We start from the raw sequence: 14899 nt of genomic DNA, 5'->3' as shown, positions 1-14899 counted from the left end.
GTGGTTGCCTTTTTTCGTATGTTTAAATAAATCGAAAAGGGTCGGTATTTATCTCAGATGGAATGAACTCTACATCGAAGTTTCTTTCGTGACACATTTCTTTTAGGATTCGCGCAACGCCTTTTTTCATCACTTTTTCAACATTGTGGCCAGGGTCCACAATATTCAAACCAATCATCATCGCGTCATGGGCCGTATGATAATACATATCACCTGTAACATACACATCAGCACCCTTAAATTTCGCGGTGGTAAAGTATTTATTACCGTCTCCTCCAAGAACTGCTACTTTTTTTATCGGACTATGCAAATCTCCGACGACACGTACCTTATCAACATCTAGTGTTTGTTTCACATGTTGTGAAAATTGCTCAAGTGACATTTCTTCTGCAAGCACACCAATTTTACCTAATCCAAGTGATTCTCCTTTGTTCTCCAGCTTATAAATATCGTAAGCGACTTCTTCATACGGATGGGCTTTAATCATCGCAGAAAGCACTTTCTTCTCGATATTTTCCGGGAATATCGTTTCAACCCGAACTTCAGCAACCGCTTCAAGCTTCCCTAGTGAGCCAATTGCCGGTTCACTGCCTTCACCTGGTAAAAATCGTCCAGTACCTTCACCTGAAAACGAACAATAGCTGTAATTTCCGACTGCTCCTGCTCCAGCCTTACCTAAGGCTTCTCTTATCTTTTGTTCATCAGCCTTAGGCACATACACGACCAATTTCTTTAGAGCTGTTTCATGAGTAGGAATAAGTACCTCTGTATCCTGTAATTGAAGAGCATCTGCAAGTAAATCATTTACCCCGCCCTTAGCAACATCCAAATTAGTATGTGCAGCATAAACAGCAATATCATGCTTGATCAGCTTTTCTATGATACGTCCGCCAGCAACGGTTGTATCTATTTTCTTTAATGGACGGTAAATAAGGGGATGATGGGCAATGATTAGTTCCACACCACATTCAATTGCTTCGTCCACAACCTCTTCTAGCACATCAAGGGCAATCATCACTTTTGTAACCGGCTTATTCAATTGTCCGACATGTAATCCGATTGGATCTCCATCCATCGCATATTGCTTTGGAGAGAACTGTTCAAACATCTCAATGATTTGAAAACCATTTGCTGTCTTCACCCTTTAAGCACCTCCTCAATTACAGAAATTTGAGCTTCTAATTCATTACGCTTCGATTCTAAGCCGCTTCGGCCGCTTTCATCCAATTGTTCGATGATTCTTTCCAAATGTCTTTTCTCAAGCTGCCATTTTTTTATGAAAGTGTCACTGAATTGCTTTGTCAAGAACGGCCCAAACATGAGGCCAATTTGCTTATTTACACGATAAGGTTGAAGCGGGTCCCCCTTTTCAGCAATTAAGATTTCGTAGATTTTTCCATCTTCCTCGAGGATTTCTTCTCCAGTTAATTCCCAGCCGTTATCGATTAGCCAGCTACGAACATTTGCTGCACCAACATTCGGCTGAAGGATAAGCCTCTCTGCCTTGCCCAGTTTTTCTTTTCCACTTTCCAATATACTTGAGATTAATGTCCCGCCCATGCCTGCAATCGTAATGCATGTAGCTTCATCAGGATTCAACACCTCAAGTCCATTTCCTTTACGGACCTCAATCTTGTCCTGAAGCCCTGTTATAGCCACTTGCTTGCGAGCTGACTGATATGGTCCTTCTACAACCTCCCCGGCTATAGCCTGGTCACACAGTCCATTACTCACTGCATAGCAAGGCAAGTACGCATGGTCTGAACCAATATCTGCAAGGATGCTTCCTTTTGGTATATGTATAGCAACACGTTCTAATCTCATCGATAGTTTTTCATGATTCATATTATCAACTCTCTTAACTCAAATAATGTCTTACATAGTTTAGTTTCCCATTCGATTATAACAAGTTCTATGGAAAAATTACAGAACGAGAGAAATATGGCTCTCTCTCAATCACTAGACAAAGGACAACTTCCATCATTGGAATCTTTGTTTTGCGGAAGAAAAGAAAAACTGACTCAAAAAGCTCGCCTTCCAACGATTTTTTGAGTCAGTTTTCATAAATTATTTCAGTCCGTGAATATACTCGGCCATGGCATCAATGTTTTGCTCTTCGACTAAACCTGGTGGCATGGCACCTCGTCCATTAGTAATTACATTTTTAACTTCGTCTACTGATAGACGATCGCCAACTCCTTTTAGAGCTGGACCGACACCACCCTGATAGGCATCACCATGACAAGAGATACAGGTCTGCTTATAGATGTCTTCAGGTGATGCTGAGGCACTTTCTGTTTCTTCTGTCTTTGCGCCGCCTTCTTTTTCCTTAGCAAGATCTTTGGCATCACCCAAACCTTTAAACGAAAGTAAAAACATAAGTCCAATACCAAAAACCATGATAATAATAAAAGGCATTACTGGATTTTTCATAGTATTTCCTCCCCTATGTAGAACCTAAACCTACCATATTTAATATTATATACAAACAGCTATATATTATTTTACTTGAAAAGAGTTTCAAGTAAAAGCCCAAAAATAGAAGATATTATATAATTTCTTAAAATTGTCAAAAACTTATGTATATTTCCAAACAGTTTTTTCTTTTATATATATATTCCATAATACCCTAAAATTTCTATTAAAACACTTTATTGTCCATTTTAATTATATTAATAAAAAGTAAATAGTGATAATAACCCCTAGACACCCCGATATGGAGAAATAGATCAGCTTTAGCTTTTTCCCTATTAAAATCCAGAGCCCGCAATGGATAAACAAACAAGTATTAAGAATACTTTCCTTGCCAGGGGCAATTAATTCAGTCAATTTAACTGTAAATAAAAGCATTAATAATGCCATTCCTATTAACGTCAATTGAAAAACAATCTTTTTGTTAATAAAGCGGCGAACTAAAAACCCAAAGATGATGATAGAAATTGTTGTCACAACAATTTGCATTCTTATGGGTATTTCAGTAAAATAATTCAAAAATACAATAAATACAAAAAAGGCTCCTATTATCAGCCCTGAAAGAATGTCTTTTTTATCGCTTCCGGTTTTATTCGAATAAGCAGGTGGTAATTCTCCTTGACAGTATAATGCAAGTAAGTAATTACAATATTGCTCCGGAATCATATGACTTTCCTTCCAGGAGTTAATTTCTTGAATGATAATTTTCTTTCTCGTCTCATCCATGAATACACATCCTCATGCCCGTTTGTTCTTTATATCGGCTAATAAAGCGATTCATTTAAGATTGATTTTAACATTTTGCTCGGCACTAAGGGGAACGTTCGTACGATACCAGTGGATACCTATGTTCCGATTATTAGATATTTAATGTACTGAATCTCGTCTCCATTATATAGATAAGTACATAAATATTGTCCTTATATGTATATTTTTACATTTAATCACGTGAAAAAAAGCCACTCCCGAACGCTTGGCATTCAAAGAGTGGCTCTTGTGAAAGGCATATTTATTTCTATTCTAAGAAGTCTTTCAAGCGTTTGCTGCGACTTGGGTGTCTCAGCTTACGTAATGCTTTCGCTTCAATTTGACGGATACGCTCGCGGGTAACTCCAAACACTTTACCTACCTCTTCAAGCGTCCGTGTACGGCCGTCATCAAGTCCAAAGCGAAGTCTCAAGACATTTTCTTCACGATCTGTCAGTGTGTCTAATACGTCTTCAAGCTGTTCTTTCAATAGTTCATATGCTGCATGTTCAGATGGAGAAGTCGCGTCCTGATCTTCAATGAAGTCACCTAAGTGGGAATCATCTTCTTCACCGATTGGCGTTTCCAAGGAAACAGGCTCCTGAGCTATTTTCAAGATTTCACGAACTTTTTCCGGAGTTAAATCCATATCCTCTGCAATTTCTTCTGGAGATGGTTCACGTCCAAGATCCTGAAGAAGCTGCCTTTGAACACGAATTAATTTATTGATGGTTTCAACCATATGCACCGGGATTCGAATCGTTCTTGCTTGGTCAGCAATGGCACGAGTAATGGCCTGGCGAATCCACCATGTTGCATACGTACTAAATTTGTATCCCTTGCGATAATCAAATTTTTCTACCGCTTTGATAAGTCCCATATTACCTTCTTGAATAAGGTCAAGGAAGAGCATACCGCGTCCAACATAACGCTTAGCAATACTGACAACTAGACGCAGGTTGGCTTCAGCTAAACGGCGTTTTGCTTCTTCATCTCCTTCTTCAATTCGCATCGCTAAAGAGATTTCCTCTTCGGCTGATAAAAGGTCAACGCGACCAATTTCCTTTAAATACATACGGACAGGGTCGTTAATCTTTACGCCAGGAGGAACACTTAAATCATTTAAGTCAAACTCTTCTTCTTTTGCAAGTTTCTTCTCATCGGGATCATCTTCATCTTCGTCTTCCTCACCATCAGTGAGTATTTCGACTCCGTTTTCAGTTAACACCTCATAGAACTCATCCATTTGATCGGAATCTAACTCAAAACCGCCAATTTTTTCTGCGATTTTTTCTAAAGTTAAAGAGCCCCGTTTTTTACCTAGCTCTATTAATTTTTCTTTCACCTGCTCAAGGCTAAATTCATTATCAACTTGTTTGGAACGTGCTGGTTTTTCAGCCATTAGTTCCCCTCCTTCCAGGACTTACACCTAAACAACTTACTACAACAATTTACGCAATTTGATGATTTCCATGGCAATTTGTGCAGCAGTTACATAATCACTACGTCTGACTGCATCTTTTTCTTCAACTTGTTTTTCTTTTATCTTTAACAACTTTTCATATTTCAACACTTGATTTATACAATCGGTCAGTTCTTTTTCGGTAACTTCCTCATTCACTGACATCATTTCTATTTCCGAAACGATCCTTCTCAAGTTTGGATCCGGTAAATAAGTAAGGAAAAAGCTTGTATCCGGCTCGTGTCCATCTTCATAGAACGCATATAAATAGGTGATGATTGCCTGATGTTCATCTACATGAAAGACTGTTTGCCCAAGCAACTGCTGAATTTTGAAAGTCATATCCCTGCTTTTCAGCATATGGGCAATTAACTTAGTTTCAGCATTATGGTGAGCTGGCTTTAACTTATGCTCATATTGCAGGGTCATTTTCTTTTGTATTGCAGGCTGCGGCAGTGTCCCCTTCTTGCGTTCTGCAAAAAATACCTGTCGCTGCTGCTGTTCCAACGCATCCAATGATAGAGAAAATTCAGAGGATAACTGCCGGAGATAATGATCCCTCTCCACAGCATTGGGCAATCGCGAAATTTCTCTAAGAACTTCTTCGATATATTGAATTCGATCTCCTTCATTATTTACGTTTTTTCCTCGTCGTAAATAATGCATTTTGAATGCCATGTAGGTTAAACTGGCCCCTATTACTTCAGAAACAAAGCTTTTTTCACCGAATTCCTTTATGTAGTCATCGGGGTCCAAGTTATCAGGCATCAGCGCGACCTTAACTGTAAAATCGTTGTCCTGTAACATATTAACTGCACGGTTTGCCGCATTCAATCCCGCAGAGTCCGAATCGTAGCAGATTAGTATCTGATCAGTATTTCTTTTTAATAGCTGGATATGCTGATCGGTTAGGGCGGTCCCCATCGTAGCGACCGAATTCTCTACACCCGCACGAACAGCTGAAATACAATCGGCAAAGCCTTCAAAAATAACTACTTGTTCTTTCTTTCGTATGTGAGGTCTTGCATGATGAAAATTATATAAAGTTTTACTTTTATTGAAGATTGGCGTTTCGGGACTATTCAAATATTTGGGCTCATCGTCCCCCATTGCTCTTCCCGAAAACGCAATCGTATTCCCTTGGTGATCCATAATTGGAAACATGACTCTATTTCTGAAACGGTCAAAATATGACTCGTCTTTTTCCCTAAAAATAATTAGCCCTGCTTGCTCCATAAATTCCGCTGGAAACCCACGTTTTAAAAGAAACTTGGAGACAAAGTCCCATGAATCCAATGAGTAACCAATTTGGAACTTTTCTATCGTCTCTTCTGTAAATCCGCGTTTAAGAAGATATTCAAGAGCTTCTTGACCCTCCTTCGTATTTACGAGGAGATGGTGGTAAAACTTTCGCAACAAGTCATGTGCTTCAAACATTTGCTGCGAGCCAGCAGGCATATTAGAACGCTGGGAGTCCTTATTTATTTCAACATCTAAAGGAACATTTCCTTTTTCAGCTAAAACTTTCGCAGATTCCACAAAATTGTAGCCTTCTATATCCATTAAGAAAGTGAAAATATTCCCGCCTGCCCCACAACCGAAACAGTGAAAGATTTGCTTTTCAGCTGAAACGGAAAACGACGGCGAGTTTTCACCATGAAAAGGACAAAGGCCAAAGTAATTTCGCCCTTGCTTCTTCAGCTGTACATATTCTCCAATTAAATCAACAATGTCAACAGCTTCACGAATTTGGTTTATTTTCTCATCTTCTATACGGCCATTTGTCATTTTTCCACCTTGCAATTTTGGTGATAGTTTCTAATTCGATACCGACTTCTAATTCCCTGCAAAATTCGACAAAGTTTTCAAAAGTTTATTTGTAAAACATGTTCGATCTTCCTTTGTGAATGCTTTCGGCCCTTTCGTATGTTTACCCTGCCTGCGAAGTTTCGCTGACTGATAACGCATATCTAGGAGCATAAAAATATTCTCGTCTGTGTATTCTTTTCCCCTCGGTGAAAGAACATAAACGCTTTTTGGAAGCAGGGTTCCAGCCAATCCAATATCTGCAGTTACAACGATATCACCCTTTTTTACTGAATTTACTATATAAAGATCGGCCGCTTCTTTGTCCGCATCGACATATACCCATTTACCTTCAGGGTTGTTCATCATATTTTTATATGACGCAACAAAACAGACTTCGACATCGTGCAATCGTGCACAATGAAGGATCTCGTCTTTCACCGGACATGCATCGGCATCGACGTGTATGGTTGGTTTATTATTCATACCTTTTAATTCTACATCTTTCTGCATAATCCTTTTTCTCCCCTAAACTTTATCGAGATATAATGTAACTTTCAGCCATGGGTCAGAGAATATTCTCTAAAAGAGCCAACCTTTTTAATTCAAGGAATCTCTTCTTAGTAAAGTTACAATGCTGCTTTTACCTTGATTCAGAGTCAGCCAATTTAAAATTATACGGAACATGTCGAATTATTTTTATGATAAAAACCTTGACTTCTCATTAACCTTTAGTTTATTCCTTATTAATTAAGTCTAAACCTTAAGATTACTTTTTTCTCACAATTTTTTATTATAGTCTATTTGATTAGAAGATGCCAACATTTAAATTCCGATTCTTATTTTATACAAATCGATGGAATTTCAAATGTAAAAAGAGAAGAAATTTATGTAATTATTTCCTATTTCTGTGCGAAATTCCCTTAAATCCCCTTAGCATTAAAATGTGAGCTGACACTTAAAGTGTCTAGCTCACATTTTGGTTTACCTTAATTTAAGAATTAAATAAATCCACCTATCAACGATCTTTTTTTTGAAGGATATTGATAATCAAATTGGCTGTTTCTTCAACAGCTTTATTCGTAACATCAATGATTGGACAATTCAACCTCGAAATGATTGTATCAAAGTACGTCAGCTCTTCTTTTATCCGTTCCACATTTGCGTAAATAGCATGATCATTAAGCCCCAGGGACTTTAATCGCTCTTTACGAATATGGTTCAGCTTTTCCGGACTAATCTTTAAACCAATACATTTTTCAGGTGGGACCAGGAATAATTCTTCTGGTGGTTCCACTTCAGGGACTAAAGGTACATTAGCCACTTTATAACGTTTATGGGCCAAATATTGAGATAGAGGTGTTTTGGAAGTGCGTGATACACCTACAAGGACGATATCTGCTCGTAAAATACCACGGGGATCCCGCCCATCATCATATTTTACCGCAAATTCAATGGCTTCGACTCGCTTGAAATAATCATCATCAAGCTTTCTAACGAGACCAGGTTCATTAAGCGGCCCTTTTGGCGCTCTTTTCTGAAGGATGTCCATGAGCGGCCCTAAAATGTCATAAGCAGACAGATTTTCTTTTTCGACCTGTGCTTTCATGTAAGCTCTAATAGTTGGCTTAACAAGGGTATAGGCAATGATTGCTCCATCTAATTTTGCCAGTGAAATTACTTCATCCACGTTTTGTTCATCTTCAATATACGGAATCCGTTTTATGGAAAAAGCAGATCCCGAGAACTGGCTTGCAGCTGCTTTAGTAACCAATTCCGCTGTTTCCCCCACTGAATCCGATACAACATATATAATAGAACCGTTCATATTCTCCGTCATTCCTTTTGCAAGCCCCCTAATAGCCTTCATCAGCTAAAGCTACGAATGCTTTTGTTATATTGGTTTTTGTAATTCTTCCGATTACTTCATAGCCTTTTTCTGTTTCTTTGACGACCGGTAATGAGTCGATTTGTTTATCAATCAATTTTTTGGCAACATCAATCAATAAGTCTTCTTTTGAACACATTGTAATATTGGGCATCCTAGTCATAATAATATTGACTGGAATGGAGTTAAGTTCTTGCTTACCTATACTTGCACGCAACAAGTCTTTCCTTGATAAGACACCAACTAGCAGAGCATGCTTATCGACAACAAACATGGTACCGACATCTTCTAAAAACATCATGACGATTGCATCATATACGGAAATGCCTTCATCAACAACCACAGGGATCGATTGATAGTCTCGTACATAAAGATGGTTCAAACTATCTGTCAAAAGCTGTGTTCCTGACCTGCCTGTATAAAAATACCCGACACGCGGCCTCGCATCAAGAAAGCCTGCCATCGTTAAGATAGCAAGATCCGGACGAAGTGTCGCTCTTGTAAGGCTCAGTCTATCGGCAATATGTTCACCTGTAATCGGTCCATTCTCTTTAACAATTTGTAAAATATGCTCCTGACGCTTATTCAATTGGATTATAATCACCACCCCACTGCTTTCGCAGAGAAAAGTAACAAAAGTTATTCATCTAACAATTATATACTATATTATTTAATAAAAGCAGGTTTGTCCTATTTATTGACCATTTAATATTTTAAGAAATCGGAAACCTTTATATAAAGTGTCTCCGATTTCGATGAATCCTTTCAATTATGAAAGGATAATTTTATTCATTGCCGCAAAGCCTGAAACTAAATCGCTAATTTCTTTCATTAGGGATAAGCGGTTATTACGGATTGCTTCATCATCTGCCATGACCATTGTATTCTCGAAATATGATTCTATTTCCGATTGAAGCGAGATAAGATGTTCAAAACGCTCTTTCTCTTTTTTAGTTTCAGCATATCGCAATGCTACTGTTTGATATTTTTCATAAAGCGCTTTTTCCTGCTCATTTTCAAAAGCATTCGGGTCAACTGTCACTTTATGGTCACACTTTACAGCAATATTCATAACACGACTTAATGCTTCGAGGCTTTCTTTAAAGCCTGCTTCATCTTTTTTCGCGTCCAATACATGAGCACGTTCTACTAAAGAGTGTATAAACCCAATCTCGTCGATCAGAACGGCATCAATTAAATCATAACGAATCTGCTGTTCTTGAAGTAAATGTTTTACCCGCGCTTTAAAGAAGGTAAACATGTCTGCTTTTACTTCCTCTAAATCGCGTTTTAGAAGACCTTTTGATTCAAGTCCTTTAAGTCCTAGAGTAATAAGCTCTTCTAAAGAGATATTCCATTTTTTCTCCGCTAAAATTTGAACAACACCGCTTGCCTGTCTTCTCAATGCGTATGGATCCTGGGAGCCAGTTGGAATGACGCCAATAGCAAAGAATGATGCGAGAGTATCAATTTTTTCGGCTATACTTACAACTGCTCCAATAACAGAAGGCGGCACATTGTCATCCGCATGTCTTGGCATGTAGTGTTCATTGATTGCAGCCGCTACTTCTTTTGCTTCTCCTTTTAGGAGCGCATACTTCTCACCCATATACCCTTGCAATTCGGGGAATTCATAAACCATATGACTTACTAAATCAAATTTAGCAATTTCAGCAGCACGAAGCGCCAGATCCTTTTCTGCCTTTAAATTCAAAGCATCTGCCAGAACGCCTGTCACCGCTGTTACACGGGCTGTTTTCTCAGCTAAGGTACCTATTTCTTCATGATAAACGATGCTGTCGAGTTTTTTCAAAGCATCTGCTATCTCTTTTTTCTGATCTTCTTTAAAGAAGAATGCCGCATCCGATAAACGCGCACGCAACACTTTTTCATTTCCTTTAGATACCTTTTCTAGATGACGGTCATCTCCATTACGAACGGTTACAAAGAATGCAAGTAACTTGCCGCCTTGATCTTTAACTGGGAAATAACGTTGGTGCTCCTTCATTGAAGTGATCAAAACTTCAGCTGGAAGTTCAAGGAATTCTTCTTCAAAATGGCCAAATAACACCGTTGGGTACTCTACCAAATTATTGACTTCTTCAAGCAGATCTTCATCAACTGGGATGATCCAGCCTTTTTCCTGCTCAAGACTTTTAATCTGTTCTAAAATAACACTACGACGTTTTTCTGGATTAGCCATGACAAACTGGTCTCTTAACGTTGCTTCGTACTGTTCAGGATCCTCTATCCTTGCAGCTTCTCCTAAGAAGCGATGTCCCTTTGTTTCACGGCCAGTTTCAACATCAGCTATGGAAAATGGCACTACTTCGTTGCCGAATAATGCAATCAGCCATTTAATCGGACGGACAAAACGAAGGTCTTGGTTGGCCCAACGCATATTTTTCGGGAACGTCATCCCGCTGATAATTTCCTGCAACTCAGATAAAAGCTGGGAAGTCGGTTGTCCTTTAATGAATTTATTTACATGGGCATATTCAATACCCTTAAGTTCTTTAAAATAAATATCCTCAGCGGTCATCCCTTGGCCTCTAACAAACCCTAATGCTGCTTTAGACCAGTTTCCTTCACTGTCCAAAGCAATTTTTTTAGCTGGTCCTTTTGCTTCTTCTTCGATATCTTTTTGTGATTCTGAAACGTCTTTTACCAATATGGCCAAACGTCTTGGTGTGGAAAAAGCTTCAACCGCTCCGAATTCAATTGCTTTTTCCTTAAGCCATTTCTGTACTTTATCTGACAACTGTTTCATAGACGCTGTCACAAAACGAGCCGGCATCTCTTCCAATCCAATTTCCAATAACAAATCACGCTTGCTCATTTGTATTCTCTCCTTTCACTTTTAGAATCGGGAAGCCTAATTTTTCCCGCTCTTCATAGAAGGTTTTGGCAACCTTACGTGCTAAGTTACGGCAGCGGGCTATATATCCCGTTCTTTCCGTTACTGAAATCGCACCTTTTGCATCCAAAAGATTAAATGTATGTGAACATTTTAAAACATAATCATAGGCAGGATGTACAAGCCCTTCTTCCATTTGGCGATGTGCTTCCTTTTCATACATTGTGAAAAGTTGAAATAACATATCAAGGTCGGATGTTTCAAACGTATATTTTGAATGCTCGTATTCCGGCTGTCCAAAAATATCTCGTACTGTAAATCCTTCTGTCCATTCTAGATCAAACACATTTTCTTTTTCCTGAATGTAGGAAGCAAGACGCTCGATTCCATATGTAATTTCCACGGAAACCGGCTTACACTCAAGACCGCCTACCTGTTGGAAATACGTAAATTGTGTAATTTCCATTCCATCAAGCCAAACTTCCCAGCCAAGACCAGCACAACCTAATGATGGGTTTTCCCAGTTATCTTCTACAAAGCGAATATCATGCTCAAGCGGGTTAATACCTAATGCGCGCAATGAATCCAAATACAGCTCTTGGATATTGTCTGGTGATGGCTTCATGATTACTTGGAATTGATGATGTTGATAGAGACGGTTAGGATTCTCTCCATAACGACCGTCTGCTGGACGGCGGGATGGCTCCACATAAGCAACACTCCACGGTTCAGGTCCAATTGCTCTAAGGAAAGTATAAGGGCTCATCGTTCCTGCCCCCTTCTCGACATCATAAGCATTCATTAATATGCAGCCTTGTTCAGACCAATGCTTTTGTAAAGTTAAAATCATATTTTGAATATTCATCGTACACCTCCAGATTATTTAAAACGCCTCTTTATGAAATTAGGGACGGGAACTCCTATACCAGTAATTTTGAATCGTTTATCGGCCACGCATGCATTTCACCAATTAATTCAAGTGTTTTACCGGTCCATTCATTGTTATTCTTTCGCATTTTTGCAAACAAAAAACTCCCGTCTCTATGCGAAATGCATAGGGACGAGAGTTTACCCGCGGTTCCACCCTAATTGCCGTTAATAAACCGGCCTCTTTTCAAAGCTACATGCTCCGGAACGCCTTCCCTGTAAATCCATACCCCGGCTTTCACCATCCCGGGTTCGCTTTTTATGGAGAATGACAGATACTCTTTTCCATCAACGCAATCTTCTTATTTTAATGATTAGAATTTTATACAATCAAGCCTGGAATGTCAATAGGTCAAATCTTAAAACATATCTTTCATCGTATCAATCTGTTTTAAGAACTTTTTTGATTTTAAATGGAGGCCTGAATACTCTTCATAATAAGCATCAATGATTTTCTGCAGTTCTTTTTTCGTTTCAGGCTTAACCGAAATGTTTCCGAGCCTTGATAAATCCAAATAATAAAATATTCGCAGCAATTTAACGGCTGCGGGTGAAATTTTATAGTGATATGGGTCTTTTCCCAGACAGCGGTGACAAATAAAACCACCTTCCCGTAGCGAGAAGGAGAATTCTCCTTCTGTTTCACCACAAACAGCACATTGATTTAGTACTGGGTTAATCCCGTTGACGGGCAGCATCTTCATTTCGAAAATAAATTTCAAAACCTCCGCGTCATATTCTTCGTTTATGTAATGCAAGGTTTGCGAGAGTAATTCAAACAGATATGGATTTGGTTTCTTATCATCTACGCTTTTATCAACCAATTCAACAATGTATGAAGCATATGCAGTGGCAAAAAGGTCCTCCCTTATAAAACGAAGGGAGTCGACCATTTCTCCTTGTTGAAGACTTCCGAGTCCGCTTGATGTAGAAACAAGGAAATACCCGGAGCAAAAAAGTTGGGTGACGGCAGCAAGCCTGCTATTAGGTTTACTGGCTCCTCTAGCCATAACTCCAATTTTCCCTAGCTCACGGGTATAAATAGTAATAATTTTGTTGTTTTCTCCATATGCAGTCCGTCTTATGACAATGCCTTCACATTTTTGGAGCATACCAAGACACCACCCATGCTTGCCAAGACTATCTTATGAAACAGGAAAATCAATATCTGCTAGCTCATCACTCAATACTAAGGGTCTTTCCTGTCTTTCGACTTCTATCTCCTTAAACAGCAAATAGGTGTCCACATTACCTGTTTCACTAAATAACTCCCAGGTAAAATCCAACATATAAAGCCCACCTTTCATTTTTAACTAGCAATATAAATATCCGACCATATGATTAGCTTGACCTTTTTCCACACTTTCATGAAGCGTAAATTTTGCTAATTAATACTCACTTTCATTGAAACCATAATCGCGAAGTTGGCTCGCTTTGTTACGCCAATCCTTCTGTACCTTCACCCATAGTTCCAGGAATACTTTCGAGCCTAATAAATTCTCGATATCAACCCTCGCACGGCTACCGACTTCTTTCAACATTTTCCCTTGCTTACCAATAACAATACCTTTTTGTGAATCACGTTCTACCACAATCGTAGCCATAACATTAATTGTATCACTGTTATCCATTTTTTTTATTGAATCGATAACAACAGCCACTGAATGGGGAATCTCCTCCCTAGTCAGGTGCAGAACTTTTTCGCGGACCAATTCAGAAATAATAAAACGCTCCGGATGATCAGTTACTTGGTCAGCTGGATAAAACTGTGGACCTTCAGGAAGATGCTCCTTGATTTGCTCAAGCAGTGTATCGACATTATTGCCTTCAAGCGCTGAGATTGGAACCACGGCCGCGAACGGATAAAGCTTTTGATATTTCTCAATAATTGGGAGTAAATCATCAGGGTGCATAGCATCAATTTTGTTGACTACAAGGAAAACAGGTGTTTTTACGGTTTGTAGTTTTTCAATGATAAACTCATCACCACGTCCGTATCCTTCTGTCGCATTAATCATGAAGAGAATCAAATCGACCTCTTTCAATGTATTTGTTGCTACCTTCATCATAAAGTCCCCAAGCTTATGCTTCGGTTTATGAATCCCCGGTGTATCAATGAATATCATTTGTGAATCGTTTTGTGTAAGTACACCTTGAACCTTGTTTCTCGTTGTTTGCGGTTTATCACTCATAATGGCAATTTTTTGACCAATAACCCGGTTCAAAAATGTACTCTTGCCAACATTAGGTCGTCCTATAATCGAAATAAAACCTGATTTGTAACCTTTTACTTGTGTTTCGTCAAATAGTTTATTCATTTAAATCCTCCGGTGAAAAAGCTCCTGGAAGCAATTCCTGTACTGTTAGTTCTTTAATATCCCCGTTTAAGTTGGTTAAAACAACCAACATATCTTGTTCACATAGTTCTGAAATAACCTGCCTGCACGCTCCGCATGGGGAAACAGGACGATCAGTATCTGCCACGACTGCTAGTTTTGTGAACTTCTTATCATTATGAGCATAGGCACTGAATAAAGCGGTTCTTTCTGCGCAATTGCACATACTATATGCAGCATTTTCTATATTGCACCCATGATAAACCTTACCATCGGCAGTTAATAAAGCAGCCCCTACTTTGAACTTTGAATAAGGTACATAAGCCTTTTCCCTTGCTTTTTTAGCTTCCTCAATCAATTCATTCGTATTCAATTCACATCTTCCTTTCAAATTGGATACCATT

Annotated in this window: 15 protein-coding genes and 1 other annotated feature; all 15 genes read right to left on the bottom strand. The window is 38.9% G+C overall.

All coding sequences use genetic code 11. The features are described 5' to 3' along the window. Positions 1–22: 22 nt before the first annotated feature. Positions 23–1141, bottom strand: coding sequence for a Nif3-like dinuclear metal center hexameric protein (locus JFU24_RS25095; protein WP_201185842.1), 1119 nt, complete (start codon positions 1139–1141; stop codon positions 23–25). Beyond that, the gene (locus tag JFU24_RS25090; RefSeq protein ID WP_201185846.1) at positions 1138–1845 is read right to left on the bottom strand and encodes a tRNA (adenine(22)-N(1))-methyltransferase; all 708 of its coding nucleotides are present in this window, start codon (positions 1843–1845) and stop codon (positions 1138–1140) included. Before JFU24_RS25090 ends, JFU24_RS25095 begins: the two co-directional genes overlap by 4 nt. Positions 1846–2067: 222 nt before the next feature. Next, entirely contained in the window at positions 2068–2433 is a 366-nt protein-coding gene (gene cccA, locus JFU24_RS25085; RefSeq protein WP_098177900.1) for a cytochrome c550, read from the bottom strand. Positions 2434–2667: 234 nt separating this feature from the next. Beyond that, the gene (locus JFU24_RS25080; protein WP_201185847.1) at positions 2668–3198 is read right to left on the bottom strand and encodes a hypothetical protein; all 531 of its coding nucleotides are present in this window, start codon (positions 3196–3198) and stop codon (positions 2668–2670) included. Between the two features lie 289 nt (positions 3199–3487). Then, entirely contained in the window at positions 3488–4621 is a 1134-nt protein-coding gene (gene rpoD / locus JFU24_RS25075) for an RNA polymerase sigma factor RpoD (protein WP_053346989.1), read from the bottom strand. Between the two features lie 39 nt (positions 4622–4660). Next, the gene (dnaG, locus tag JFU24_RS25070; RefSeq protein ID WP_053346990.1) at positions 4661–6469 is read right to left on the bottom strand and encodes a DNA primase; all 1809 of its coding nucleotides are present in this window, start codon (positions 6467–6469) and stop codon (positions 4661–4663) included. 48 nt (positions 6470–6517) lie between these two features. Then, on the bottom strand, positions 6518–6973 hold the full coding sequence (locus tag JFU24_RS25065; protein WP_056528775.1) for a YaiI/YqxD family protein: 456 nt from the start codon (positions 6971–6973) through the stop codon (positions 6518–6520). 532 nt (positions 6974–7505) lie between these two features. Continuing rightward, the gene (locus JFU24_RS25060; RefSeq protein WP_235566106.1) at positions 7506–8327 is read right to left on the bottom strand and encodes a pyruvate, water dikinase regulatory protein; all 822 of its coding nucleotides are present in this window, start codon (positions 8325–8327) and stop codon (positions 7506–7508) included. A 16-nt stretch (positions 8328–8343) separates the two neighbouring features. Continuing rightward, complete coding sequence (locus JFU24_RS25055; protein WP_056528664.1) at positions 8344–8982, bottom strand: helix-turn-helix transcriptional regulator; 639 nt, start codon at positions 8980–8982, stop codon at positions 8344–8346. Between the two features lie 162 nt (positions 8983–9144). Continuing rightward, positions 9145–11214: a glycine--tRNA ligase subunit beta gene (gene glyS, locus JFU24_RS25050; RefSeq protein ID WP_201185848.1), complete on the bottom strand. Its 2070-nt coding sequence runs from the start codon at positions 11212–11214 to the stop codon at positions 9145–9147. After that, on the bottom strand, positions 11201–12097 hold the full coding sequence (glyQ, locus tag JFU24_RS25045; protein WP_053346993.1) for a glycine--tRNA ligase subunit alpha: 897 nt from the start codon (positions 12095–12097) through the stop codon (positions 11201–11203). The genes glyS and glyQ overlap by 14 nt, the downstream gene beginning before the upstream one ends. Positions 12098–12285: 188 nt before the next feature. Further along, positions 12286–12460: a binding site (T-box leader), on the bottom strand. Positions 12461–12518: 58 nt separating this feature from the next. Further along, a complete protein-coding gene (gene recO / locus JFU24_RS25040) occupies positions 12519–13271 on the bottom strand; it encodes a DNA repair protein RecO (protein ID WP_056528660.1) in 753 nt (250 codons plus the stop codon). Positions 13272–13304: 33 nt separating this feature from the next. Further along, positions 13305–13448, bottom strand: coding sequence for a YqzL family protein (locus JFU24_RS25035; protein WP_083450815.1), 144 nt, complete (start codon positions 13446–13448; stop codon positions 13305–13307). 99 nt (positions 13449–13547) lie between these two features. Beyond that, positions 13548–14477 carry a GTPase Era gene (gene era, locus JFU24_RS25030; protein WP_053346995.1) on the bottom strand — a complete coding sequence of 310 codons (930 nt, stop codon included), beginning with the start codon at positions 14475–14477 and terminating at the stop codon, positions 13548–13550. Further along, positions 14470–14898, bottom strand: coding sequence for a cytidine deaminase (locus tag JFU24_RS25025; RefSeq protein WP_397443371.1), 429 nt, complete (start codon positions 14896–14898; stop codon positions 14470–14472). The genes era and JFU24_RS25025 overlap by 8 nt, the downstream gene beginning before the upstream one ends. Between the last annotated feature and the right edge of the window lies 1 nt (position 14899).

The organism is Peribacillus sp. TH27, from assembly GCF_016650915.1.
Classification (GTDB): Bacteria; Bacillota; Bacilli; order Bacillales; family DSM-1321; genus Peribacillus; species Peribacillus butanolivorans.
This window is presented reverse-complemented; position numbering and strand designations above follow the sequence as displayed.

What these genes read in the sequence shown, in the direction of transcription:
- JFU24_RS25025 (WP_397443371.1), bottom strand. Translation starts at nt 14,898, where the DNA reads ATGGTATCCAATTTGAAAGGAAGATGTGAATTGAATACGAATGAATTG.
- glyQ (WP_053346993.1), bottom strand. Translation starts at nt 12,097, where the DNA reads ATGAATATTCAAAATATGATTTTAACTTTACAAAAGCATTGGTCTGAA.
- era (WP_053346995.1), bottom strand. Translation starts at nt 14,477, where the DNA reads ATGAATAAACTATTTGACGAAACACAAGTAAAAGGTTACAAATCAGGT.
- JFU24_RS25060 (WP_235566106.1), bottom strand. Translation starts at nt 8,327, where the DNA reads ATGACGGAGAATATGAACGGTTCTATTATATATGTTGTATCGGATTCA.
- JFU24_RS25035 (WP_083450815.1), bottom strand. Translation starts at nt 13,448, where the DNA reads ATGTTGGATTTTACCTGGGAGTTATTTAGTGAAACAGGTAATGTGGAC.
- recO (WP_056528660.1), bottom strand. Translation starts at nt 13,271, where the DNA reads ATGCTCCAAAAATGTGAAGGCATTGTCATAAGACGGACTGCATATGGA.
- rpoD (WP_053346989.1), bottom strand. Translation starts at nt 4,621, where the DNA reads ATGGCTGAAAAACCAGCACGTTCCAAACAAGTTGATAATGAATTTAGC.
- cccA (WP_098177900.1), bottom strand. Translation starts at nt 2,433, where the DNA reads ATGAAAAATCCAGTAATGCCTTTTATTATTATCATGGTTTTTGGTATT.
- glyS (WP_201185848.1), bottom strand. Translation starts at nt 11,214, where the DNA reads ATGAGCAAGCGTGATTTGTTATTGGAAATTGGATTGGAAGAGATGCCG.
- JFU24_RS25090 (WP_201185846.1), bottom strand. Translation starts at nt 1,845, where the DNA reads ATGAATCATGAAAAACTATCGATGAGATTAGAACGTGTTGCTATACAT.
- dnaG (WP_053346990.1), bottom strand. Translation starts at nt 6,469, where the DNA reads ATGACAAATGGCCGTATAGAAGATGAGAAAATAAACCAAATTCGTGAA.
- JFU24_RS25080 (WP_201185847.1), bottom strand. Translation starts at nt 3,198, where the DNA reads ATGGATGAGACGAGAAAGAAAATTATCATTCAAGAAATTAACTCCTGG.
- JFU24_RS25065 (WP_056528775.1), bottom strand. Translation starts at nt 6,973, where the DNA reads ATGAATAATAAACCAACCATACACGTCGATGCCGATGCATGTCCGGTG.